The organism is Streptomyces sp. ADI96-02, assembly GCF_003846185.1.
GTDB lineage: Bacteria > Actinomycetota > Actinomycetes > Streptomycetales > Streptomycetaceae > Streptomyces.
Genome location: NZ_ML123034.1, coordinates 1,752,514 through 1,777,278, shown reverse-complemented (window position 1 = coordinate 1,777,278; position 24,765 = coordinate 1,752,514). Strand labels below are relative to the sequence as shown.

The following is a 24,765-nucleotide window of genomic DNA, read 5'->3' as shown; positions in this document are numbered from 1 at the left end:
AAGTGACGCGGGGGCGACGTGAAGCGGGGTGAGGTATTGCGGGGGTGGTGAAGTGCGGACAGCCCGGTGCGTGTGCCTCGGGGGCAGACGTACGCGGGCTGCGCGGGAGCGTGCGGTACAAGAGTAGCCCCGCCCGCCGGTCAGGGTGTACGGGCGGGAGCTACTTTGTTCCATCACGATACAAAAACCGGGGTAGGAACGCCAATCGGGCCGTCGTGCCGGTGCCGCCACGGGTTCAGTGACGGCAGTCAGCGACGGCAGTCAGCGACGGCCGGTCCCGTCCGTCTCGGCCTCCAGCGCCCGCCGGGTGTTCGGCCCGTACACGCCGACCGGGTCGCCCTGGATCGCTTTGTACGACTGGTAGATCATCACGGCGTTCTCCACGCGACCCGTGTAGTCCGCGTCCGCGGGCCCCTGGTAGAGCCAGACCTGCCGGAGCCGGTTCTGCAACTCGGCCACCTCCGGGCCGTGGTCGCCCCGGCGCAGCGTCGGACCGCCCGCCGGGGCGGGCGGCGCGGCGGACGGCGGGCCCGGGGTCGCGCTGCCGCCTCCGGCCGGGGCGGGCTCGGCGGTGCTCGGCGACGCGGACGGCGGGGCGGAGGCGGTGGGGTCCGGCGTAGCGCTCGCCCTGGTCGACGCGGAAGCGGAGGCAGAGGCGGAGGCGGACGTCGACGGGCTCGGCGAGGAGGTCGCGCCACGGGACGCGGAGGGCGAGGCGGTGGGGGACGGGGTGAGGGTGGCCGCCGGTTCCTCTTCGGCGTCCGGTGCGCTGGTGGTGGTCTCCGGCAGCGCCTCCTCGCGCCGGTCGTCCCCGCCGAACAGCCCTCCGGCGAAGGCGGCCGTGCCGACCACCGCCGCCACGGCCGCACCGACGGCCAGGGCGGCGAACGGCCGCCTGCGGCGCGGCTGCACGGGGTCGAGGCCGTCGGCGTCCGCTCCGGGGATCGGCCGCCCGCTCCCGTCCACCGCCGGGATGGCCCGTGTGCGGATGCCCGTGTCGGCGTCAGCGCCCGCGCCCGCGCCCGCGCCCGTATCCGTATCGAACGCGGCCGGTACGCCGCCCAGGAACAGCGGCATCGTCGCCGCCCCGTCGCCCGGACCGGCCTGCGCACCGGCACCCGCGCTACCGCCCGGACCCGGACCCCGGCCCGCACGGGTATCGGTATCCATGTCCGTACCCGGCCCCGCTCCCGCCTCCGTGCGCGGGTCCACGGCCGGCGCGGTCTCCGCCGGCGGCACGTACGGCCTGACGCGCAGCGGGTCGAAGTTCTCGGCCGCCGCGATCTCCGCCGACCGGGCGGCCCGCCGCTCCTCCCCGGCGGGCGGAGCGGCCCCCGCGTCCGGACCCGTGCGAGCGGCGCAGCGGCATGGTTCCCGGTGCTCCCCGCCGGGCCCCGCGGCCGTCCGTCTGCCGCACTCCGGGCATGCGTGTCCGGTCATCGTGGGTCCCCTCCCCTTGAACTGCCTGCGATTATGCAGCCCGCTCCGGCGATGCCCAACGCTCCGCCGCCGCTCGGCAGGCCATAACAGGACAGACCGGCCAGGATGGGGGAGTAGCGGATGGAGGAGACGCCCATGGCCCAGCAGCTGAGCCCGCCGGCCCAGGCCCCCGGCGAAGGGCAGTCCCGGCGGACCGTCCTGGTGGCGATCGGGGCGCTGCTGCTCGGCATGCTGCTCGCGGCACTCGATCAGACCATCGTCTCCACCGCGCTGCCCACGATCGTCAGCGAACTGGGCGGACTGGACCATCTGTCCTGGGTGGTGACCGCCTATCTGCTCGCCGCGACGGCGGCCACACCGCTCTGGGGCAAGCTCGGCGACCAGTACGGCCGCAAGAAGCTGTTCCAGACGGCGATCGTCATCTTCCTGATCGGCTCCGCGCTCTGCGGAGTCGCCCAGAACATGTCCCAGCTCATCGGGTTCCGGGCGTTGCAGGGCCTCGGCGGCGGCGGGCTCATGGTGCTGTCCATGGCGATCGTCGGCGACATCGTCACCCCGCGCGAACGCGGTAAGTACCAGGGCCTGTTCGGAGCGGTCTTCGGCGTGACGAGCGTCCTCGGTCCGCTCCTCGGCGGCTTCTTCACCCAACACCTGAGCTGGCGTTGGGTGTTCTACGTCAACCTGCCGATCGGCGTCGTCGCGCTGGTGGTCATCGCGGCCGTCCTGCACATCCCGGTCCGCCGCGACCGGCACACCATCGACTACCTCGGTACGCTCCTCATCGCGGCCGTCGCCACCGGCCTGGTCCTCGTCGCCTCCCTCGGCGGCACGACGTGGCCCTGGGCCTCCCCGCAGATCATCGCGCTCGCCGTGCTCGCCGTCGTGCTGCTGGCCGTGTTCGTCGCCGTCGAACGGCGCGCGGCGGAACCCGTCCTGCCGCTGAAGCTGTTCCGGATCCGCACCTTCAGCCTCGTCGCCGTGATCAGCTTCGTCATCGGCTTCGCGATGTTCGGCGCCATGACCTACCTGCCGACCTTCCTCCAGGTGGTCCACGGCATCACCCCGACGATGTCCGGCGTGCACATGCTGCCGCTGGTGTTCGGCCTGCTGATCACCTCGACCGGCTCCGGGCAGATCGTCAGCCGTACCGGCCGCTGGAAGGTCTTCCCGGTGGTGGGCACGGCCCTCACCACCGCCGGACTGCTGCTGCTCCACCGCCTCGACGAGCACAGCTCCACCTGGGAGATGAGCGTCTACTTCTTCGTGTTCGGGGCCGGTCTCGGCCTGGTGATGCAGGTCCTCGTCCTGGTCGCGCAGAACTCGGTGTCCTACGAGGACCTCGGCGTCGCCACCTCGGGCGCGACCTTCTTCCGGTCCATCGGCGCCGCGTTCGGGGTGGCGGTCTTCGGGACCGTCTTCACCGACCGGCTGACCGGCATGCTCTCGGACGCGCTCGCCGGGCTGCCGCTGCCCCCGGGCGTCGACGCCGGGCGGCTCGCCGCCGACCCGAGGGCCATCGCGCAACTGCCGGCCGACCTGCGGCCCTCGGTGCTCACCGCGTACTCCACCTCGATCACGGACGTGTTCCTGTACGCGGCGCCCGTCGTCCTCGTCGCCTTCGTCCTCGCCTGGTTCCTCCGCGAGGACAAGCTCCGGGGCTCGGTGACCGCCCCCGAGCCCACCCAGACCCTCGCCTCCAACCCCGTCGAGCGCTCCTCCTACGACGAGTGCGCCCGCGCCCTGTCGGTCCTCGCCACCCGCGAGGGGCGCCGCGAGATCTACGAGAAGATCACGGCCAGGGCGGGGTACGACCTGCTGCCCGCGGCCAGCTGGCTGCTGCTGAGGATCAAGCGGCACGGCACGGTCGAACCCTCCCGGCTCGCCGACACGGCACCCGTGCCGCTGCACGTGATCACCGACGCGGCCCGGCAGGTGGAGGAGCGAGGACTGGCTCGCCGCGAGGGGATCCAGATGGTCCTCACCGATGAGGGCGCCGAGGCCGTGGTCCGGCTCTCGCGGGCCCGCGAGGACTCCCTGGCCGAACTCCTCGGCGACTGGTGGGGACCCGAGCGCCCCACCGACCTGGTCAGGCTCGTCACCGAGCTGACCGCCGAGGTGAGCGGGTCGACCCGGGAGCGCCCGCACAGTCCGCCGCCGCCCCGCGACCACGCGGCGGGCAGGCCCCACGAGCCCCCGGTCTGAACCTCTGCCTGCATCCCCGCCGGAACCTCTGCCCCTCACAGCTCCTTGGCGAACCAGTGCTCCGCGTACGGGTTCCGGTGGTGGAACGCCGGGACCTCCCGGAAGCCGTGCTTGGCGTAGAGCCCGCGCGCCTCGACGAGATCGCTCCGGGTGTCCAGGCGCAGCAGCCGCACCCCGAGCGCGCGCGCCTCCGCCTCCGCCGCCGCCAGCAGCAGCCCGCCGCCGCCCGTGCCCCGGAACGCGGGCCGCACGTACACCCGCGTCAGCTCCGCCGTGCCGGACCCCGCCTCCGGCGTGAGCAGCAGCCCCGCGCAGCTCGCCGGCAGGCCCCCGCGCCGGCCGACGACGAACTGGCCGGTGGGCGGCAGCAGCAGCTCCGCGCCGTCCCCGGACAGCCCGTCCGCTATCTCCGCGGCGGTCGCCGGGCGTTTCCAGTACCGGCTCGCGACCTCGTCGTAGTAGTCGCGGCGCAGCCCCGTCGCGTCGGGGGAGTCGAATCGTTCGGCGGTCACGTTCCAGGTCATGAGAGGCATTCTGGCCTCCGCGGCACCGACGGACGAGGCAATTACGTGCAGGGGGCAGCGAGAGGCCGCGCGACGAACCGAGGGGCCCGACGGGGTGCGGCCGGCGGTGGCCGCACCCGCCGATTCCCCCTGCGCGGCTCCGCCGATTTCCCCCTGCGCGGCTCCGCCGATTCTCCCTGCGCGTCCCGCGTCGACCGTCCGTCGCAGCCGACCGGATCCGGTCACTCTTCCGTACCAAAGCAGGGTGACAGTCAGCCAAAGAGGGGGTTGATTGTGTCTACCTCGTAGGGGAGTGCGAGGCTTCATCCGGCGCCGCCCCGAGTCGAAAGGGCAGTGCATGGAACGGTGGGAGGGTCGGCGCGGCGTGGCGAATGCGGAACACAGTGTGCGCGGTGACGCGGCGGCGGACGGAGAGGCGAGGACCGGACTGATCCGGGCCCTGCTCTGGCTGGTCGTGGCCGCACTGGCGGTACGGCAGACGGCGGTGGTGTTCCGGCGGCCACCCGGGGAACGGCTCACCGATCTGGGGAGCTGGGTCGGTGACAACGGCGCTCTCCACGTGACGGGTTCGCTCTACGACGGCGGCCGGTTCACCGGGACGCCCTTCGCCGGGCTGGTGCTGAAACCTCTCGCCGGCTCGGCCGAGGCGGCTCTCGGCGTCGCGTGGACGATCGGGTCGCTGCTGCTGGTCGCCGCGCTCGGCGTCGTCGCGGCCCGCGCCCTGCCCGCGCCGGTCGGCCGCCGTACCGCGCTGTTCGCGGTTCCCGCGGCGATCACCCTGCTCATGCTGTCGCTGCCGGTCCGCAACACCCTGTACCTGGGCCAGACCAGCATCCTGCCCGTCCTGCTGGTGCTGGCGGCCTGCTTCGCCGTACGGGGACAGCGCGCCGCCGGTCTGCTCGTCGGCCTCGCCGCCGCGCTCCAGCCGGCCCTGCTGCTGTTCGCCGTACCGCTCTGGCTGATCGGCCGGCGGCGGACCTCCGCGACCGCCGTCGCCGTGTTCGCCCTGTGCACGCTCGCGGCCTGGGCCGCCGTCCCGAAGGCGTCGTGGGCGTACTGGGTCCGGCAGGTCGCGGGCACCGGGCTCGGAGAGCGGCCGGACAGCCTCGCCAACCAGTCCCTGCACGGGGCGCTGCTCCGGTTCGGCCTCGAAGGCCCGCTGGAGATCGCCCTGTTCCTGGTGCTCGCCGCCGCCGTCATCGTCCTCGGCGTGCGGCGCGCGGTGCGCTACGCACAGGACGGGCAGCCGCTTCTGGCCGTCGCGGTGACCGGCTGCGTCGTCGTGGCCGTCTCGCCCACCGCCTGGCAGCACCAGCTGCTCTGGGTGCTCCTCGCGGTGGTGGGCAAGGTCGGCAGGCGGGCCTCCGACCGGCTGGTCTGGCCGGCTGTCGTGGTGCTGGTCGTCACGCTGCCGGGCAAGATGCTCCTGCCCAACGTCGGCGCGGCCGTGCCGGTGCGCGACAACATGCTGCTGGTCGCCGCGCTCGCTGCCGCCTGCCTCGTGCCGTTCCTGCCGCGCACCTCGCCGTACTGGCTGCGGCCCGTCCCCACCGACTACGCGAAGCCGGTCGCGGCGCGCTGGAGACGGGTGCCGCTCCTGCCGTTCTGGCGGCGGGTCCTCAGCCGCCCCAACCTGCTGCTGGAACTCCTGCTCATCCGGGTCGTCTACTCCGCCTACGCACAGGTCAGACTCGCCGCGACGGCGGGCCGGCAGGTCGCCGAGGAGCACGGCCGGCAGGTCCACGCCGTCGAGCAGTGGCTGCACATCGACGTCGAACGCCGGGTCAACCACACGGTCGCGGAGATCGACTGGCTGCGGGAGTTCTTCGACTACTACTACTCCACGTTCCACTTCATCGTTCCGCTGACGATCCTCGGCGTGCTCTACGTGCGCCGCCCGGCCGACTACCGCTGGGTGCGGTCCTCCATAGGCTTCGCCACCCTGCTGGCGCTCGTCGGCTTCTGGCTCTACCCGCTGGCCCCGCCCCGGCTCATGCCCGGACTCGGCTTCATCGACACGATCAACGGGGTGCAGGACTTCGCGAAGCCCGACTACGGGACGCTGACCACCGTCACCAACCAGTACGCGGCGATGCCGTCGCTGCACTTCGGCTGGTCGCTGTGGTGCGGTGTGGTGATCGTGATGCTGGCCCCGAAGGCGTGGATGAAGGCGCTCGGCCTGCTCCACCCGCTCCTCACCGTCTCCGCGATCGTGGCCACCGCCAACCACTGGGTGCTGGACGCGGCGGGCGGCGCGCTGGTGGTGGCGCTGGGCTTCGGGCTCACCTACCTGCTCTCGGGGCCGAGGGCGCTGCGCCCGCGCCCCGCGCCCGGCCCGGAGCGGCCGGCCCGGTCCGAGCCGGCGGGGGACTCCGAGCCGGCGGGGGACTCCGAGCCGCTGGGCGACTCCGGGCGGGCGGGGGACTCCGGACCGGCGGGGGACTCCGGACCGGCTGGGGACTCCGAGCCGCGCCCCGCCGCGCCGGTCGGCGGCACCGCCGGGTAGCACCGGGCAGCGGGTCAGGGGCGCCGGGTCCGTCGTCAGGTGCGACGACGGACCCGGCGCCCCCGCGGTCTCAGCGGCCCTCGGCGGGCGCGGCGGCGACCTGGAGCTGCTTGATGCCGTTGAGCCAGGCCGAGCGCAGCCGCCGCGGGTCCTCCAGGAGCCGCAGGTCGGGCAGCACGTCCGCGATCGCGTTGAAGATCAGGTCGATCTCCATCACGGCCAGCGACTTGCCGAGGCAGAAGTGCGGGCCGCCGCCTCCGAAGCCGAGATGCGGGTTGGGGTCGCGGGTGATGTCGAAGGTCTCCGGCGAGTCGAACACCTCCGGGTCGTTGTTGGCCGACGAGTAGAAGATCCCGACCCGGTCGCCCTTCCTGATCCGCCGGCCGCCCAGCTCCAGGTCCTGGGTGGCGGTGCGCTGGAAGGAGACGACCGGTGTCGCCCAGCGCACGATCTCCTCGGCGGTGGTGCTCGGGCGCTCCCTCTTGTACAGCTCCCACTGCTCGGGGTGGGTGAGGAAGGCGTGCATGCCGTGGCTGATGGCGTTGCGGGTGGTCTCGTTCCCGGCCACCGCGAGCAGGATCACGAAGAAGCCGAACTCGTCCGAGGACAGGTTGCCCTCGCCCTCCGCCGCGACGAGCTGACTGACGATGTCCTTCGCCGGGCACTCCTTGCGGGCGACGGCCAGGTTCATCGCGTACGCGACGATCTCCATCGCCGCCTCCGCACCGACCTCCTCCGTGATCGCGTACTCGGGATCGTCGTACGCGGCCATCTTGTTGGACCAGTCGAAGATCTTGGCACGGTCCTCCTGCGGTACGCCGATGAGTTCGGCGATCGCCTGGAGCGGGAGCTCCACCGCGATGCCGTTGACGAAGTCGAAGGAGCCGTCGGCTCCCGCCGAGGCGAGGGCCGTGTCCACGATGGAGCGGGCCCGGCTGCGCAGCGCCTGCTCCAGCGAGCGGACCGCGCGCGGGGTGAAGCCGCGCTGGACGATCTGCCGGACCCGGGTGTGCTCCGGCGGATCCATGTTGAGCATGATCAGCTTCTGGGCCTCGATCTGGTCGCGGCTGATGTTCTCGTTGAAGCGGATCACGGCGGTGTTGGTGTTCGAGGAGAACAGTTCGGGGTGCGTGGAGACGTACTTGACGTCCGCGTGGCGGGTGACGACCCAGTAGCCCGCGTCACCGAAACCGGAGATGCCGGTGCGCTGCGCGCACCACCAGACCGGAGCCGTCTGCCGCATCAGGGCGAACTCCGGGTGCGGTACGCGGGCTTGGAGCAGGTCGGGATCGGTGAAGTCGAACCCTTCGGGCAGATGGGGGCAGCTCATGGGCACCTCTCCACTCCGGAGCCGGCGACGAACCGTACGACGGCCTATTTCTGACGAACCATCAGGAGTAGCCCGCAAGGTAGTAACGAGTTCTACAAGTCGCAAGAGTCCTGGCCTGTTCTGTTCCGTGCGGGTGAGGGGTCGAGCCCTTACCGTTACCGAAAGCGTGCGCACGGTGCGTGCACGCCCCTTGCGCAGACGGGCGCCGTTTCATAAGACTGCTGGCAGAACTAGAACGTGTACTAGTTCCTTCCGTGGGCGCCGGGACGCCCCCATCGGAAGTGCGAGGAGAGGACGAGCTCATGGCCGCGGAACCCGTCATCGTCGAAGCCGTACGCACTCCCATCGGCAAGCGCCACGGCGCGCTCGCCAACCTGCACCCCGCCTACCTGCTGGGCGAGACCTACCGAGAACTCCTCGGCCGCACCGGCATCCAGGCCGACTGCGTGGAACAGATCGTCGGCGGCACCGTCACCCACGCCGGCGAGCAGTCCATGAACCCGGCCCGCACCGCCTGGCTGACCGTCGGGCTGCCCTACGAGACCGCCGCCACCACCGTGGACTGCCAGTGCGGCTCCTCGCAGCAGGCCGGGCACATGGTCGCCAACATGATCGCCGCCGGCGTCATCGACGTGGGCATCAGCTGCGGCGTGGAGGCCATGTCGCGGGTGCCGCTGGGCAGCGGCTCCAAGCACGGGCCGGGGAAGCCCTGGCCCGACGAGTGGAACGTCGACCTGCCCAACCAGTTCGAGGCGGCCGAGCGCATCGCGCGCAGGCGCGGGCTGACCCGGCAGAAGGTCGACGCGCTCGGCCTCCTCTCGCAGCGGCGGGCCGCCGAGGCCTGGGCCGAGGAGCGCTTCAAGCGCGAGACGTACGCCGTCCAGGTGCCGACCACCGAGGAGGAGCAGGCCGCCGGCCAGGGCATGTGGCGGCTCGTCGACCGGGACGAGGGACTGCGCGACACCTCGGCGGAGGCGCTCGCCGGACTGAAGGCCGTCATGCCGAGCGCGATCCACACCGCGGGCAACTCCTCGCAGATATCCGACGGCGCCTGCGCCCTCATGTGGGCCTCGAAGCGGATGGCGCGCGCCCTCAAGCTCAAGCCGCGCGCCCGGATCGTGGCCCAGGCCCTCGTCGGCTCCGACCCGCACTTCCACCTCGACGGCCCGATCGACGCCACCCGGGCGGTCCTCGGCAAGGCCGGCATGTCGCTGAAGGACATCGACCTCGTCGAGATCAACGAGGCGTTCGCGTCGGTGGTGCTGAGCTGGGCGCAGGAGTTCGAGGCGGACCTCGACGGGCTGGAGAAGGTCAACGTCAACGGCGGCGCGATCGCTCTCGGCCACCCGGTCGGCGCCACGGGCGCCCGGCTGATCACCACGGCCCTGCACGAGCTGGAGCGCCGCGACAAGGAGTTCGCGCTGATCACCATGTGCGCGGGCGGGGCGCTGGCGACGGGAACGATCATCCAGCGGCTCTGAACGAACCGCTCCTCCACCGAACCGGCGCGCCGACCCGACCCGGCGCACCGACCCGCGGACCGAAGCGCGGACCGAAGCGCGGACCGAAGCGCACCGACCCGGCGCACCCATCCGACCCGCCGCACCCCACCGACAACCGGCGCACCGCACCGCACCCCACCGCCCCGGGCGCGCGTCGGCCCGGGGCGTCAGCGTTCGGCGTCCTCGAAACCGGCCCGCGCCTCGAACGCGGCCCGGCGGGTCGCCCGGCGCAGCGCCCGCAGCAGCGTCGGCCCCACCGTGAGGGTGAGGGCGACCGTCAGCACGGCGCGGCCCAGGTCCCAGCCCAGCGACGTCGTCGCGCAGTAGGCCAGGAACCGCACCAGGTTCTGCGCCAACGGATCGCCCGCGACGAACGAGACGCCCGAACCCAGCCCGGCGATCAGCGGCCAGCCGTACAGGTTCATCACCGTCCCGTACGCGAACGCGGCCACGAAGCCGTACGCGCCGAGCATCGCCGACTCCGCCCGGCCGCGCAGCCGGTCCGCGCCCGGCAGCAGGCCCGCCCCCATCGTGAACCAGCCCATCGCCAGCATCTGGAACGGCATCCACGGACCCACGCCGCCGGTCAGCAGCGCGGACGCGAACATGGTCACGGAGCCGAGGACGAAACCGAAGCCGGGGCCCAGCACCCGCCCGCTCAGCACCATCAGGAAGAACATCGGCTCCAGGCCCGCCGTCCCCGCCCCGAGCGGGCGCAGCGCGGCCCCGACCGCCGCCAGCACCCCCAGCATCGCCACGGCCTTCGCGTCCAGGCCCGATTCGGAGATCGTCGCCACCACCACGGCGACCAGCAGCGGCAGCAGCGCCCCGAACAGCCACGGCGCGTCCTGCGCGTGGGCCAGCCCCGATCCCGCGCCCGCCAGCAGCGGCCAGCCGAACGCCACCACCCCGGTCGCGCTGATCAGCACCAGCGCGGCGATCGAGCGGGGCCCGAGCCGCACCGGACGCGACCGCCGCCCCGTCCCGGCCACCGGAGCCCCGCTCATGCCCCCGCCTCCAGCGCGCCGCGCACCTGCGCGACCGTCAGCCACTCCTGCGGTGCGAGGACCTTGGCCGTCTGCGGGGCGAACGCCGGCGAGGAGACCACCACCCGCCCGGTCGGACCGTCCGCGACGACCTCCCCGTCGGCGAGGATTACCACCCGGTGCGCCAGCTCCGCAGCCAGCTCCACATCATGCGTGGCCAGGACGATCGCATGGCCCTCGGCCGCCAGCGACCGCAGGACGCCGACCAGCCGGGCCTTGGCCGCGTAGTCCAGGCCGCGCGTCGGCTCGTCCAGCAGCAGGAGCGGCGGCCGTCCGGTGAGCACCAGGGCCAGCGCCAGCGCGAGCCGCTGGCCCTCGGACAGGTCGCGCGGGTGCGTACCGTCCCCGACACCCGGCAGCAGAGCCGACACCAGCGCCCGGCAGGTCCCCTCCGAGGCGTCGGCGTCCCGGTCGGCGGCGGCGCACTCGGCGGCCACCGTGTCGGCGTACAGCAGATCGCGCGGCTCCTGCGGGACCAGGCCGACCCGGCGCACCATCGCCCGCGGATCCGTACGCGCCGGGGCCAGACCGCCGACCCGGACCGTGCCCGAGGTGGGCTCGATCATGCCGACCAGCGCGCCGAGCAGCGTCGACTTGCCCGCGCCGTTGCGGCCCATCAGCGCCACCGTCTCGCCCGGGGAGACCGTCAGCGTCACCCGCCGCAGCGCCTCCACCCGGCCGCGCCGCACCCCGAGCCCGTCGATCCGGGTGACCGGATCGGCCGGAACGCCCGCCGCCTCGCCGCCCCGGCGGCCGAACAGCCGCGCGAGCGGGCCGGGCCGCGCCCGCCCGGCCGCCGCCGAGGCCGCGGCGGGGCCCCCGGGCCGTACGGGCGCCGGGTCCACCGCGTGCCGCGGCGGAGCGGGCGGCTCCGGCGGGCGGGCCGAGGCCAGCCGGGTGCGCAGCTCACCGGCCGCGCGCCGGGCGTCGCGCACCGAGAGAGGCAGCGGGTCCCAGCCGGCCAGCAGTCCCAGCTCGGCCACCGGCGGGCGCACCGGGGACAGGGCCATCACCTCGGCCGGCGGGCCCATGACCGGGGCCGCGCCCGGCGCGGGCAGCAGGACGACCTGGTCCGCGTACTGCACCACCCGCTCCAGCCGGTGCTCGGCCATCAGCACCGTCGTCCCCAGGTCGTGGACCAGCCGCTGGAGCACCGCCAGCACCTCTTCGGCCGCCGCCGGGTCCAGCGCGGACGTCGGCTCGTCCAGCACCAGCACCCGGGGATGCGGTGTGAGGACGGAACCGATCGCGACGCGCTGGCGCTGCCCGCCGGACAGCGTGGCGATCGGCCGGTCCCGCAGCTCCGCCAGCCCCAGCAGGTCGAGCGTCTCCTCCACCCGGCGGCGCATCACGTCCGGTGCCAGGCCCAACGACTCCATGCCGTAAGCGAGTTCGTCCTCGACGGTGTCGGTGACGAAGTGTGCCGCCGGGTCCTGCCCCACCGTGCCGACCAGATCGGCCAGTTCGCGCGGCTTGTGCGTGCGGGTGTCGCGTCCGCCCACCGCGACCCGGCCGGACAGCACCCCGCCGGTGAAGTGCGGCACCAGACCGGAGACCGTGCCCAGCAGCGTCGACTTGCCGACGCCCGACGGGCCGACCAGCAGCACCAGTTCGCCCTCGGGCACCGTGAGGTCCACCCCGGACAGGGTGGGCCGCTCCGCCCCCTCGTACCGCACCGAGACCTGCTCGAACCTGATCACGCCTGCTCCTTGGTGCCGGGGTCGGCCGCGGGGGCGGCGGGGGAGGGAGGTACGGGGGCGACCAGCGCGGGCAGCAGCCCGATCAGCACGGCCGCCGCGGGCCACAACGGCAGCGCCGGCGCGGTCAGCGGGACGACGCCCGGCCGCAGCGCCTCCGGATCGGCTCCGGCCGCCCAGACCATCGCGCCCGCGACCGCCGCCCCGGACCCCGCGACCAGCCAGGCCCGCGCGCCCCACCGGTCCGGCCGGTAACGGGTGCGCACCGAGCGGCGACCGCCCAGGCGCAGCCCCGCCATCGCCGCGACCAGCCCGGCCAGCAGGAGCGGCAGCCCGTACACCGCGCCCTCGGCGGCCAGCAGCCCGTAGGCGCCCGCGCACACCCCGAGCAGTCCGCCCAGGGTGAGCACGTTCGTGGTGTGCCGGACGGACGGCGGCACCTGGGCCGTCCGTCCGTAACCGCGCGCGTCCATCGACGCCGCCACCGCCACCGACCGCTCCAGCGCGCCTTCCAGCACCGGCAGCCCGATCTGCGCCACGGCCCGGACGCCGCCGGTCGGACGGCCCCGCAGCCTGCGAGCGGTGCGCAGCCGCACCACGTCGGCCACCATGTTCGGCGCGAACGTCATCGCGACGACGACGGCGACCCCGGCCTCGTACAGCGCGCCGGGCAGCGACTTCAGCAATCGGGCCGGATTGGCCAGGGAGTTCGCCGCGCCGACGCAGATCAGCAGGGCCGCCAGCTTCATCCCGTCGTACAGCGCGAACACCAGTTGCTCGGCGGTGATCCGGCCGCCGATCCGGACGCCCTGCGCCCAGTCGGGCAGCGGCAGTTCGGGCAGCGTCGCCACGGTGTGCGAGCCGGGGACCGGTGAGCCGAGGACGACGGAGAACACCAGCCGCAGGGCGACGACGAACAGCCCGAGCTTGACGAACGCCCCGTACGAGCGGGCCCACGGCGCGTCCGTGCGGCGGGCCGCCACCACATAGCCGGCCACCGCCACCAGCAGGGCGAGCAGCAGCGGGTTCGTCGTCCGGGAGGCGGCGGTGGCGAGCCCGAGGGCCCACAGCCACCACGCCCCGGCCGGCAGCGCGTTGCCGCGGCCGGCCTCCGGCGGACGCAGGGCGCGCCGGAGGAGCCGCGCCGGGGCCCAGGAGCCGGTCACCGGCGGCGGCGGGCCTGGAGCACGGCGGCGGTCCCCAGCACCAGGACGGCGCCGATGCCGACGAGCAGCCCGGCGGACGGGCCGCCGCCCGCGCCGCCACCGCTGCCCTCGGAGCTCGCCGAGGCGGCGGGCGCGGACGGCTTTTCGCCGCGGTCCCGCCCGACCTGTTCGCCGCAGCCCGAGGCCGGATAGCCGGAGATCGCGCAGAGCATCGCGCTGCTGTCGTACCGCAGCGGCTTCGCCACCGAGGCCAGCGCCTGCGCGCTGCTGGCGTCCGGCGCGACGCGCGCGCACGCGGTGCGCGGAGCCGGCGGACGCTCGCCGTCGGGGGCGTCGGCCGCCGTGCCGGGATCGATCACCACGGCGATCCGCTTCGTCCCGTCCTTCGCCGGGGTGCCCGCGCAGACCGCCGCGAAGTCGGGGGCGCGGCGCGGCCGGGCCGCGTCGGCGGAGTCCTCGCTCACCGCGAACCGGAAACCCTGCACCGCCCCGTCGTCCGGGCGCAGCAGGGACGGCCCCTGGGTGGCGTACGTCCAGGTCGAGCCGTCGCCCTCCCAGAACGACCAGTAGCGGTACCCGGCGGCCTCGGCCCCGCCCGCGCCCAGCAGGACCGCCGAGCAGGCGAGCAGAGCGGCCGACAGCGCGGTGAGAGCCGTACGCAGCGGCGCGCGGCCGTGCGGCCGGACGCCCGGTCGGCCGTCCGCCGTCGCGGCGCGGCCGGAACGCGCGGGGACCGCCCGCCTCACGGCTTCTTCCGCCGCATGCTCAGCAGGAAGCCGATGCCCGCGCCGAAGGCCAGGCCGATGCCGATCAGCCACCACAGGCCGAGGCCGCCGTCGTCGCTGCTGGTGCCGCTCGACGGCTGCGGGCCGGTCGGCGTGGGCGAGGGTTCGGCGACGGTGGCCGGGGCCGGGCCCGTCGCGTTGAGCTGCTGTACGAGGTTGACGCCGCCGAAGTCGCGGACCTGGGCCCCGGTGGCGTGCGCGGCCAGGATCAGCTGCGCGGTGGCGGCGGGCCCGCCCTGCCGTGCCCAGCTCTTGGAGTTCTCGGCCAGCCACTCCACCGTGGCGGTCGCCTTGTCCTTGTGCCCGGACGCGGTGAGGGCGACGACGGCGTCCGCCGTGTTGCCGAAGTCCGGCTGCGGTGCGGCGTCCTCGGCGCCCGGCATCGGGGCCTGCTCCAGGTACGGGGTCTTCTCCAGGGCGGTCGCGAGGTAGTACGCGCCGTTCTGGGCGCTCTGCTCGGGGCTGAGGTCGTCGGCGTCGCCCTTCGCGCACACCGGGTCCTTCACGGCGTTGGAGGTGCCGGAGGCGATGCCCTTGCCCATCAGGCCGAGCACCGAGGCCGCCGTCGCGTCCGCGTTGGCGGTGAGCCCGCCCTTCTTGTCGGCCTGGTACGCGAACGCGCCGCCGTCCTCCTTCCCGCACCCGATGGCCAGCGCCTGGAGCGCGGTGTACGGGGTGGAGCCGTCGGCGGTGGTGACCTCGCCGATGGGCACGCCGGTCCGGGCCAGCGCGCCGATCACGATGGAGGTGGAGTTCGCGTCGCTCGGGCTGCCCGGGTTGTAGCCCCAGCCGCCGTCCTCGTTCTGGACGGACTTGAGCCAGTCCGCCCCGTTGTTGGCGTCCTCGCGGTGCTGGTTCAGCTCGACGAGCGCCTGTACGGCGATGGCCGTGGCGTTGGTGTCCATCACGGTCGAGGCGTCGCACGGCTTGGAGGCGTCCCGGTAGGAGGTGAACGCGCCGCTGTCGCACTGCTGCCCGACCAGCCAGTCGACCGCCGCCGCGGACGGCGTGACGTACTCGATCTTCTGCGCCAGGAAGGCCAGCGACTGCCGCCAGACCCCGTCGTACGTGGGGTCCGTGGCGCCGTAGAGCCCCGGCGGCAGGTCGGCCGACGGGGACGGGCTCGGGGCGGCGACCGCGGCGGGTGAGGCCGCGCCCAGGAGCAGGGCGGTGGTCGCGAGCGCGGCTGCGCTGCGGCGTACGGTCATGGCGGGCTGGGCCTCTCCTGCGAGGGGCCGGCTCCGGGCACACGGGGGCACCGGGCTCCGGCCCCGTGTACCTCGACGGTGCCGGCCACCGGGGTTCCGGTGGCCCGAGCCGGTCACGCTCCGCGGACAGGGCGCTCCGGCTCACCGCCCGGCGGGCGGCTCACGGGCGGGGCCCCTCCCGCCCGGACGAGGTCCGGGGCCGGGAGGATCGGCCGGCGACCGGATGCGTACCGGCTCTCCCCTGTACGGGCATGATGACGACCTGCCCACTCTACCGGTCCGTAGCGTCCCGCCCTCGGGCGACGGCCGCCCGCCCCGCCGGTCCGGGCGCGGCCGGGGTCCGGTCCGGACGCGGCCCCCGCGCGGCCCGGGACCGGCCGGGACCGCTCACACCGCGATGTACGCCACCGGGGAGCCGCCCGGCACCGCCTCCGCGCGGCCGAGCTTCACCAGCCGGCGCAGATGGGACTCCGCCTCGGAGACGGCGATGGACCGCGAACCGTGCGGGATCTGCGCCCAGGGCCGGTTCCACTCCATCCGCTCGGCCAGCTGCCACGGGGTGAGCGGCGTGGCCAGCAGGGCCAGCAGCCCCGTCAGCCGCTCCTCGTGGTGCTCCAGCAGCTCCCGCACCCGGCCGCCCGCGTCGGTGAACGCGTACTGGTGCGCGGGCAGCACCTCGGCCACGCCGAGCCGGCCGATCCGCTCCAGCGAGGCGAGGTAGTCGCCGACGGGATCTCCTCCGCTCGACCGCCGGTCGGCGACGGGAGCCGGGCGGGTGGCCGCGAAGCCGTCCGGGCCCTCCGCCGCGACCTCCGCCGCGACGTCCTCCGGGCCCTCTTCCGGGTCCTCGTACAGGCCGATGTGCGGGCTGATCCCGGGCAGCAGGTGGTCTCCGGAGAACAGCCGGCCGTGGCCCGGCAGGCCCGCCGGGTGCCGCTCCTCCAGGTGCAGGCAGACATGGCCCGGGGTGTGGCCGGGGGTCCAGACCGCGCGCAGCCGGCGTCCGGCCAGGTCCAGCAGCTCGCCCGGCACGATGTCCCGGTCCGGCAGGGCCGCCCGCAGTCCGGGCACGGTCCGCGTCCGGCCGTCGGCGCGGGCGGCGCGCAGCGGGGCGAGGTGTTCCTCGGGCGCTCCGACGGCGGCCAGCTTGCGGGTCAGGTAGTCCAGCCAGGCGCCCGGTTCGGAGTCCCGGGTGCGCCGGACGATCGCGGTGTCCGCCTCGTGCATCGCGATCCACGCCCCGGACGCCTCGCGGACGCGGCCGGACAGGCCGTGGTGGTCGGGGTGGTGGTGGGTGATGACGACGCCGTGGACGTCGGCGACCGCGACGCCCAGCGCGCCGAGCCCGGCCGTCAGGGTGTCCCAGGACGCCGGGTCGTCCCAGCCGGTGTCGATCAGGACCGGGCCGCGGTCGGTGTCGAGGAGGTGGACCAGGGTGTGGCCCAGCGGATTGTCCGGGATCGGGACCTTGATGCTGTGCACGCCACCGCCGTGGTCGGTCACCTGGGTCATGGGCTCCCCGTCTCTGCTCGGCGTGCGTTCCCGCGCGGCCTGCGCTGTGCGCCCACTGTAACGAGAACTCGTTCCAGTGGTAGCCCGGGTCTACCGAATTTCCGCATCCGTGCGGGGTTCGCCGTGGACTCCTGGGACGGGAACTGGTATCAGTTCTGACGAGTAGTCAGTTATGTTCCCCGCACCGGATTCCGGCGCGGGGGAGAGGGCCGGGTCCCGGGAGGCAGCACGCCATGACCGAGCTGGTGGAACACGGACAACTGTTCATCGGCGGGGAGTTCACCGACCCGCTGGGCGGCGACGTCATCGAGGTGATCTCCCCGCACACCGAACAGGTCATCGGCCGGGTGCCGCACGCCTGCGAGGGCGACGTGGACCGCGCGGTCGCCGCCGCCCGCCGGGCCTTCGACGAGGGCCCGTGGCCCCGGATGGCGCTGGACGAGCGGATCGCGGTGGTCACCCGGATCAAGGACGCCTTCGCCGTACGGCACGAGGAGTTCGCCCGCCTCATCAGCGCGCAGAACGGCACGCCGTACAGTTCGAGCGTCATGGTCCAGGCGCTGGCCGCGATGATGGTCTGGGACTCCGCGATCACCGTGGCACGCGGCTTCGCCTACGAGGAGCGGCGCGACGGAGTGCTCGGCCCGCTGCTGCTGCGGCGCGAACCGGTCGGTGTGGTCGCCGCCGTCGTCCCGTGGAACGTCCCGCAGTTCACCGCCGCCGCCAAGCTCGCGCCCGCGCTCCTCGCGGGGTGCACGGCCGTCCTCAAGGTGTCGCCCGAAACCCCGCTGGACGCCTACCTGCTGGCGGAGATCGCGGCCGAGGCGGGACTGCCCGAGGGCGTGCTGTCCATCCTCCCGGCCGACCGCGAGGTCAGCGAGTACCTGGTGGGCCACCCGGGGGTCGACAAGGTCTCCTTCACCGGCTCCGTCGCGGCGGGCCGCCGCGTGATGGAGGTCGCCTCCCGCAACCTCACCCGGGTCACCCTGGAGCTGGGCGGCAAGTCGGCCGCGGTGATCCTGCCCGACGCCGATCTGGACGCGGCCGTCGCGGGCATCGCCCCGTTCGCCTGGATGATCAACGGCCAGGCGTGCGTGGCCCAGACCCGCATCCTCGCGCCCCGCTCCCGCTACGAGGAGATCGCCGAGGCGTTCGCCGCCGCCGCGGGCGCACTGCGGATCGGCGACCCGCTGGACCCGACCACCGAACTCGGGCCGCTCGTCGCCCGCCGCCAGCAGCAGCGCTCCCTCGACTACATCCGCCTCGGCCAGGAGGAGGGCGCCAAGATCCTCACCGGCGGCAGCCGCCCGGCCTCGCAGGAGAGCGGCTGGTACGTCGAGCCGACGCTGTTCGGCTCGGTCGACAACGCGATGCGCGTCGCCCGCGAGGAGATCTTCGGCCCGGTCGTCTGCCTGATCCCGTACGGCGACGAGGACGAGGCCGTCCGCATCGCCGACGACTCGCCGTACGGCCTGAGCGGCAGCGTCTGGACGGCGGACACCGAGCGCGGCATCGACATCGCCCGCCGCGTCCGCACCGGCACGTACAGCGTGAACACCTTCAGCCTGGACATGCTCGGCCCCTTCGGCGGCTACAAGGACTCCGGCCTGGGACGCGAGTTCGGCCCCGAGGGCTACGGCGAGTTCTTCGAGCACAAGATGATCCACCTGCCGGCCGGCTACCGGGAGGCGTGATGGGGGACCGCTGGCACGTGGAGGTCGACCGGAGCGTCTGCATCGGCTCCGGCATGTGCGTGCACCACGCCCCCGAAGGCTTCCACCTGGACTCCGCGCGCCAGTCCCACCCGACCGAGGAGGACCGCGACGCGGGCGAACGCCTCTTGGCGGCGGCGGAGGGCTGCCCGGTGGAGGCGATCACCCTGACGCTGCTGGGGTCCAGGGAGGCGGTGTTCCCGCCGGACGACTGAGGGCCGCGGCGGCGGAACGGCGGCGATCACCCCGCCGGTTCGCCGCCGGGTGTGCGCGGCGCGCCGCCCGGCGACCGGACGAGGGCGCGGATCGCCGGGACGCAGAGCATCACGACGAGGAGGACGACGGACACCGCCGAGGAGAACAGCAGCACCCGGTCGGCCCCGACCGCGTCGGCCGCCGGGCCGGCCAGGGCCCGGCCGAGCGGGATGACCATGATGGAACCGGCGACGTCGTAGGCGGAGACGCGGCTGAGGACGGCCAGCGGGATGTGGGACTGCACGCTCGTCGCCCACATCACCCCCCAGAAGGCGAAGCCGTATCCGGCGATCACATGGGAGACCGCCGTCGCGGTGAACGACCAGCCGAGCGCCGGGGCCAGCGGGTTGAGGGCGAAGCAGAACATCGCGCAGGCGCCCGCGACGAGCGGGCGGCGCGGGCGCACCCGCATGCCGACCAGTCCGCCGACGATCGTGCCCGCGCCGTCGGCGGAGGCGATCCAGCCGTACCCGCCGGCCCCGTGCTGCTCGATCATCAGCGCCGCGCCGAGCGGCAGGGCCGGGCCGAACACGAACAGCCCGTAGACGGACCAGACGGCGATGACGCTCCACAGCCAGGAACGGGACCGGAACTCGTTCCATCCCGCCGCGAGCCGACGCCACATCGGGTCCGCGCCCTCGTCCCGGTCGGTACGGATCCTCCGCAGCGGGCCCAGGACCGCCGCGCTCAGCGCATAGGCCGCCGCGATCACCACGAACGACCCCGACACGTGCCACCGGGCGACGAGGACTCCGGCCAGTCCGGGGCCCACCAGGGCGCTCAGGGCCTCCGATATCCGCAGCAGCGCGTTGGCCTTCTGGATGTCCTCGGCGACCCGGGGGACCATGCTCGCCAGACCGGGCTGGAACAGGGCGGTCGCACCGCCGCTGAGCGCCATCAGCGCCATGATCTGCCACAGCGCGACCTCCGTGCCCAGCAGCAGCACGGCGAGGGCGACCATGGCCAGCATCCGCACCACGTCGGCGCAGATCATCATCACCTGCGGGGTGAACCGGTCGGCCAGCACGCCTCCGAACAGCACCAGCAGCACGATGGGAGTCATCCACGCGGCCAGCGCGTACCCCACCCCACCGGGTCCGTGGCCCGCGCCCAGCACGGCGGTCGTCAGGGAGACCATCAGCATGCCGTCCGCCAGCAGCGAGGTGCTGCGGGCGGTGAAGAACAGCCGGAACCGGCCCGAGGCCCAGGGGCTGGGCAGCGGGTCGGGCTGCTGCTGGACGGTCACATCGTCGACGGCCATGTCACACCTGCCGGCTTCTGCCGGCCCCTTCCTCAAGAACGCGCAGCCGACGCCACGCGCCGCCGCGGTCCGATCCGGCCGGCGGGTCCTCGACGATCACGTACCTGGAGGGCGCGAGGACTCCCGTACGGTCGGCCGACACGTCCATCAGCGCCGCGTGGGCCCCGGCCGGGGTCACCGGGTCGTCCCCGCGGGCGATGAACGCCGTGAGGCCCGGGGACGCGTCGCCGGCCGCCTCGCCGCCGTCCGGCCGGTCCGCCTCGACGTGCGCGGGCAGCCCGCCGAGCGCCCGGCTCAGGGCGTCCCGCACGGCGCGGGGCGAGACCCAGCAGCCGTCCACCCGCAGCCAGTCGCCGCCGCGTCCGGCCGGCCGGACCCCGGTCACCTCGGTGAGCGAGGCCAGCGGCACGTCCCGGGAGGCCACCGCCTCCAGCAGCAGGACCAGTCCGGTGAGGAACCCCTCCGCCTCGGCCCGGTCGAACAGCGCCGGATCGGCCCACAGGGAGATGTGGAGCCGGGGCGCCGTCCGGTACGTGAAGGCCAGGACGCGGGTCGGCAGCGCCTGGTCCGGCCCCCAGCTCAGCTCCTCCTCGCCGCTCCCGGCCTGCCGCGGGGCGTCCGCCATGAGGGTGGCGGGCAGTGCGCTGACATCGTTGAAGACCACGTCCCGCGCGAAGCGGCTCCCCCGCTCCCCGGTGACCCGGTCGATCATCTCCCACAGGCGTACCGAGTCGAACTGGCTGTGCCGGTAGGCGTTGAGGGCCGCTCCCCAGGTCTTGCGGAGCAGGGCGTCGAAGGACGGGAGGCGGACATCGAGACTGAGCAGCGCGTCCTGCGACAGGGTGTTCACCGAGCGGGCCAGTCTGGGCGTGAACCGGTTCGAGGTGGGTACGGCGGTGACGCAGACGTCCTGTCCGGCGCGGTGGGCGATCAGCGCGCACCAGGCCGCCAGCAGCACGGTGGCCGCCGGGCTGCGGGTGCGCTCGACCGCCGCCGCGAGCGCCAGCGCCCCCCGCCGGGAGCGGAGGGTGAGCTGCGGCTGCCGTCCGGGCGGGGCGGCGGCGCGCGGTTCGGCGAACATGGCCTGCGGACCGGTGCGCAGGATCCGCTCCCAGTACCGCAGGGACGCCTCCGACTTCCGCTGTCCCCCGGGCGCGGTCTCCTCGGCGGCGAGGCCGAGAGGGGTGAGCGCCGCGGGGGCCAAAAGCTCCTCGCCGGCCAGCAGGGCGAGCCATTCCTCCCGGAGGACGGCCAGGGCGCTGCCGTCGGTCACGGCGTGACTGGAGGCGAGGGCCGCGTAGGCGGGTGCGCCGCGGACGGTGAGCAGGGTGATCCGCAGCGGGAACTCCCGGTCCAGGCGGAACCGGCCGGCGCGCGCCGCGCGGGCCACCGACTCGGCGTACCGGGCGGGCTCCGGAGGGAGTTCGGGGTGGTCCAGGACGGTCACGGTGAACGAGCCCTCGGCCGCCACCACCTGTTCGCGGGGAACGGTCCCGGGGGCGTGCGGGAACGTGGTGCGCAGGCCCTCGTGCCGTACCGCCAGGGTGCGCAGGGCGTCGACCGCCGTCTCCAGGCCGGTGGCGGCGGGCACCGGCCACACGTCGTGGTTGTTGATGTGCGTGGGGTCGTCCCGCAGCACGCAGCGGATCATGTTGGCCTGGCCCATGGTGAGGGGGCCGCGTCGGCGCACCCCGCCCGCGTAGGCGACGTCGATGGTCCGCGGGGGCTTCGGGCGCGCGGCCTCCGGCCCGCCGGGCCGAGGACCCGCGGCGCGGCTCCGGCCGGGGGAGTGGGGCCGGGCCCGGTCCCGGGCTTGTCCCTGGGTCTGGCTCCGACCCTGGCTCTGGCTCTGGGTCTGGCTCTGGTTCTGGTTCTGGTTCTGGGGAGATCTGCTCATGGAGGGCTTTCCGTAGGCTTTCACAGGGCCGTGACGAGTCCCGCGCTCGCGCTCGCGTCGCTCAACGCCTCCCAGCCGTCGATCAGGAACGCGAAGGCGGCCATGTCGTCCCGGGCCTCGTCGAGGAGCCGCCCGCGCCGGGCGGCGAGGGCGTCCGCGACGGCCGGGTAGCGGTCGCCCAGCGTGCGGTAGCAGCGGTCGAGGACGTCGAGCCGTCGGGCGTTCTCCGCGCGGTCGATCCGCGTGCTGTCCCTGACGAACCCGGCGACGGCACCGGCCCGGACGCGGCCCTCCGCGTCCAGGAGCGACGCCCCGGCCGCCGCCGTCGCGGCGTGCACGGAGTCGAGGTGGTGTCTCGACAGCAGGAACTTCGCGAAGCGCAGCTGGTAGGCGAGGAATCCGGTATCGGAACGGCGTTCCTCCGTATGGAAGTTGACGATGTCGCGGTTGTGCAGGACCCCCGGCAGCGCCGCGTCGTGGGCGAGGTGGATCAGGAAGTAGTCGCTGCCGATGGTGTCCGTGGCGGGCGGCAGGGGAATCCGGCCGTACACGCTCCGGTCGAGCCCGATGTTGCACATGTCCACGCGCGTCGGGCTGACGGCGCAGAGCGTGGTGCGGTCACCGGTGAACGGGCTGGTCCCCGAGCCGCGGAAGGACTCCTCGATCAGATGCCCGCGCCACACCTCCGGATATCCGGCGGGGACCGACAGGCCGACCACCTCGTGGAACACGTCCGGATCGAGACGGCGGATATCCGAGACGTCCACCGACATCGCGCCCGTGAAGGAGCCGCCCACCAACGCCACCGGCCGGTCCTCGGACGCCGGATCGAGCCTGCTCCGGGTCACCAGCGGCCGGACGTCGGCGGCCCGCCGTCCCAGCGAGCCGAGTTCGTGGTGGAAGGGGTGGACCGGCTCGCCGTCCAGGATCTGGTAGCTGCTGTCGGAGTCCCGGCGGTGGACGGACGCGCACCCGAGGGCCTCCGCGATCAGGAACGCCCGGTTGGTGCAGGCGCCGTAGGACACGCGCGAGGGCAGCATGAGGTCCAGTACCCGGTCCGGCGCGGCGACCCCCGACCGGTTGATCACCTCCCGCAGGAAGCGCCGCTGCTCGCTCTCGTCGAGGTGGTGGACGACCACGCCCGGCGACGGAGGCAGGGCGGCCACCGCCGCCCGGTGCTCGGCGAGCACCGGCGCGGCGGAGGAGTCCAGGACGAGCAGATGCACCTCGACGCCGAACTCCCGTGCTCCCCAAGCCGCTTCCCCGCCGACCGCCGCGATGGTGGCGGCGCAGGCCCGGTGGGTGGGAAGGGTCAGGCAGACGCGGCGCACGACGGCTCCCCGCTCCGCGCGCCGGTCGCGGTGTCCTCGCGGTGCTCCCGCCAGGAGGCGAGCCCCAGCAGCCGGCTGCCGAGGCCGTTCAGGTCGGCCGTGGGGTAGCGCTCGGACTCGGGCAGCACCGGGTCGCCGACCAGGGTGCGGTTCCAGCGCGGGGTGCGCAGGTGCCGCCAGGAGTCCACGCGGGACTGCCGCAGCCGCTGGTGCTCCTCCAGCGCGGGCATCATCGACAGGTACTGAACGGCCCTCACCCCGTTCTCGGAGGCGTTGCGCGCGACGCCGTGGGCGAGGAGGCCGTTCCAGATCAGCAGGTCGCCGGGGTGCAACTCCGGCCGGACCACCGGGAACTCGTCCCGGTCGACGACCGGGCGCAGCGGATCCCGGTCGGCGCTCTCGCCGGTCTTCCACTGCTCGAACCGCCGGAACAGCTCCGGGCAGCACTGGAACCCGCCCGTCTCAGGACGGGTGTCGTTGAGCGCGATGATGCCCTGCACCCGCTGCGGCGGGACGCCGAGCGTGGTGTCGATGTCCCAGTGCAGCTCGATGTCGAAGCCCCGGTCGGTGGGCTCGATCAGGGCGCGGTCGCGGTTGCGGACGTTGGGCGGGTTGAGGTTGAGCCGGTCCAGGGTCACCCACAGCTCCTCGCAGTCCCAGACGTCGACGAAGGCGTCGTACACGCGCTGGGCCTGGCGGCTGTCCCAGAGGAGCTGGTGGTGGTAGGCCTCCACGAAGCCGTAGACGTGCAGTTGCCGGTCCAGCTCGGAGCGCAGCGGACGGTCCTCGTACCAGCTCTCCGGCCGGTCGGGGTCCAGGCCCTGGAAGTCCCAGGTGAAGTCGAGCAGCCGCCGGGCCGCCTCGGCCGGGACGGCCTCGCGGACGACGACGTAGCCGAAGGTCTGCCAGTGGGCGAAGTCCTCCTCGGACAGCACGCGCAGCGGCCGGGACTTGCCGAGTTCCCGCAGGGTCGTCTGCGCGAGGTAGGACTCGCCGTCGGCGCTGAAGTACGGGATGTCCGAGGCGGCCCGGTGCAGCAGGGGCCGGCGTCGCGGGGCGGGTGTCGTCATGGGTCCTCCGAGCGGTCCGGCTGAGCTGTTCGTCGGTGTCTGCGGGTACGCGTGTCCGGGCGGTCGACGGGCTGTCGACCGTCATCGGCCGCTGGGTGGAGGGCGGTGGAGGCGGACTCTTCTCCTCTGCCGGTGATCTCCTCTGCCGGTGAGCGTGGCGGCCCGCCGGCGCGCGGCCGGCCGCGGGCAGCGCGGACGGAGGGCGGTGCCGTGGGGGAGGAGCGGTGACCACGTCGGTCAGCAGGATTGGTCCAGACCGATGCGGCTGTCAAGTGCCGCTCCGGTATGTGGATTTGGGAACCATCGTCTCCCGAAGCGCCT

18 protein-coding genes are annotated in these 24,765 nt (G+C 74.1%); 5 read left to right on the top strand and 13 right to left on the bottom strand.

Annotated elements, in window-relative coordinates; all coding sequences use genetic code 11:
• Positions 1-261: 261 nt before the first annotated feature.
• Positions 262-1,440, bottom strand: coding sequence for a peptidoglycan-binding domain-containing protein (locus EES43_RS07775; protein ID WP_124268042.1), 1,179 nt, complete (start codon positions 1,438-1,440; stop codon positions 262-264).
• A 135-nt stretch (positions 1,441-1,575) separates the two neighbouring features.
• Between EES43_RS07775 and EES43_RS07770 the strand changes: the two genes are divergently transcribed.
• Positions 1,576-3,642: an MDR family MFS transporter gene (locus tag EES43_RS07770; RefSeq protein WP_124268041.1), complete on the top strand. Its 2,067-nt coding sequence runs from the start codon at positions 1,576-1,578 to the stop codon at positions 3,640-3,642.
• A 35-nt stretch (positions 3,643-3,677) separates the two neighbouring features.
• Here the strand turns inward: EES43_RS07770 and EES43_RS07765 are convergent, their stop codons facing one another.
• Positions 3,678-4,166: a GNAT family N-acetyltransferase gene (locus EES43_RS07765; RefSeq protein WP_124268040.1), complete on the bottom strand. Its 489-nt coding sequence runs from the start codon at positions 4,164-4,166 to the stop codon at positions 3,678-3,680.
• Positions 4,167-4,503: 337 nt separating this feature from the next.
• Here EES43_RS07765 and EES43_RS07760 point away from each other — a divergent pair, with 337 nt between their 5' ends.
• Positions 4,504-6,672, top strand: a complete 2,169-nt coding sequence (locus EES43_RS07760) for a bifunctional glycosyltransferase 87/phosphatase PAP2 family protein (RefSeq protein WP_124268039.1) — start codon at positions 4,504-4,506, stop codon at positions 6,670-6,672.
• A gap of 70 nt (positions 6,673-6,742) precedes the next feature.
• On the opposite strand, the gene EES43_RS07755 is transcribed toward EES43_RS07760, so the two are convergent.
• Complete coding sequence (locus EES43_RS07755; RefSeq protein WP_124268038.1) at positions 6,743-8,002, bottom strand: cytochrome P450; 1,260 nt, start codon at positions 8,000-8,002, stop codon at positions 6,743-6,745.
• Positions 8,003-8,304: 302 nt separating this feature from the next.
• Here EES43_RS07755 and EES43_RS07750 point away from each other — a divergent pair, with 302 nt between their 5' ends.
• A complete protein-coding gene (locus EES43_RS07750; protein WP_124268037.1) occupies positions 8,305-9,483 on the top strand; it encodes a steroid 3-ketoacyl-CoA thiolase in 1,179 nt (392 codons plus the stop codon).
• A 188-nt stretch (positions 9,484-9,671) separates the two neighbouring features.
• Here the strand turns inward: EES43_RS07750 and EES43_RS07745 are convergent, their stop codons facing one another.
• From EES43_RS07745 to EES43_RS07720, 6 genes are all read right to left on the bottom strand, one after another.
• A complete protein-coding gene (locus tag EES43_RS07745) occupies positions 9,672-10,511 on the bottom strand; it encodes an ECF transporter S component (protein WP_124268036.1) in 840 nt (279 codons plus the stop codon).
• Positions 10,508-12,250 carry an ABC transporter ATP-binding protein gene (locus EES43_RS07740; RefSeq protein WP_124268035.1) on the bottom strand — a complete coding sequence of 581 codons (1,743 nt, stop codon included), beginning with the start codon at positions 12,248-12,250 and terminating at the stop codon, positions 10,508-10,510. The genes EES43_RS07745 and EES43_RS07740 overlap by 4 nt, the downstream gene beginning before the upstream one ends.
• Positions 12,247-13,413 (bottom strand): energy-coupling factor transporter transmembrane component T, encoded by a 1,167-nt coding sequence (locus EES43_RS07735; RefSeq protein ID WP_124268034.1) that lies wholly within the window; start codon positions 13,411-13,413, stop codon positions 12,247-12,249. The genes EES43_RS07740 and EES43_RS07735 overlap by 4 nt, the downstream gene beginning before the upstream one ends.
• Positions 13,410-14,075: an SCO2322 family protein gene (locus EES43_RS07730; RefSeq protein WP_124271840.1), complete on the bottom strand. Its 666-nt coding sequence runs from the start codon at positions 14,073-14,075 to the stop codon at positions 13,410-13,412. The genes EES43_RS07735 and EES43_RS07730 overlap by 4 nt, the downstream gene beginning before the upstream one ends.
• Before the next feature lie 80 nt (positions 14,076-14,155).
• On the bottom strand, positions 14,156-15,406 hold the full coding sequence (locus EES43_RS07725) for a prenyltransferase/squalene oxidase repeat-containing protein (RefSeq protein WP_124268033.1): 1,251 nt from the start codon (positions 15,404-15,406) through the stop codon (positions 14,156-14,158).
• 387 nt (positions 15,407-15,793) lie between these two features.
• Entirely contained in the window at positions 15,794-16,918 is a 1,125-nt protein-coding gene (locus EES43_RS07720; protein WP_124268032.1) for an MBL fold metallo-hydrolase, read from the bottom strand.
• 233 nt (positions 16,919-17,151) lie between these two features.
• On the opposite strand from EES43_RS07720, the gene EES43_RS07715 reads away from it, so the two are divergent.
• The gene (locus EES43_RS07715) at positions 17,152-18,612 is read left to right on the top strand and encodes an aldehyde dehydrogenase (RefSeq protein WP_124268031.1); all 1,461 of its coding nucleotides are present in this window, start codon (positions 17,152-17,154) and stop codon (positions 18,610-18,612) included.
• On the top strand, positions 18,612-18,845 hold the full coding sequence (locus EES43_RS07710; RefSeq protein WP_124268030.1) for a ferredoxin: 234 nt from the start codon (positions 18,612-18,614) through the stop codon (positions 18,843-18,845). The genes EES43_RS07715 and EES43_RS07710 overlap by 1 nt, the downstream gene beginning before the upstream one ends.
• 26 nt (positions 18,846-18,871) lie before the next feature.
• Here the strand turns inward: EES43_RS07710 and EES43_RS07705 are convergent, their stop codons facing one another.
• The 4 genes from EES43_RS07705 to EES43_RS07685 all read right to left on the bottom strand — a co-directional run bounded on the left by EES43_RS07705 (position 18,872) and on the right by EES43_RS07685 (position 24,444).
• Positions 18,872-20,146 (bottom strand): MFS transporter, encoded by a 1,275-nt coding sequence (locus EES43_RS07705; protein WP_124268029.1) that lies wholly within the window; start codon positions 20,144-20,146, stop codon positions 18,872-18,874.
• 1 nt (position 20,147) lies between these two features.
• Entirely contained in the window at positions 20,148-21,812 is a 1,665-nt protein-coding gene (locus EES43_RS07700) for a condensation domain-containing protein (protein WP_124271839.1), read from the bottom strand.
• 251 nt (positions 21,813-22,063) lie between these two features.
• Positions 22,064-23,374, bottom strand: coding sequence for a DUF6271 family protein (locus tag EES43_RS07690; protein ID WP_124268028.1), 1,311 nt, complete (start codon positions 23,372-23,374; stop codon positions 22,064-22,066).
• Complete coding sequence (locus EES43_RS07685; RefSeq protein ID WP_124268027.1) at positions 23,356-24,444, bottom strand: phytanoyl-CoA dioxygenase family protein; 1,089 nt, start codon at positions 24,442-24,444, stop codon at positions 23,356-23,358. The genes EES43_RS07690 and EES43_RS07685 overlap by 19 nt, the downstream gene beginning before the upstream one ends.
• Between the last annotated feature and the right edge of the window lie 321 nt (positions 24,445-24,765).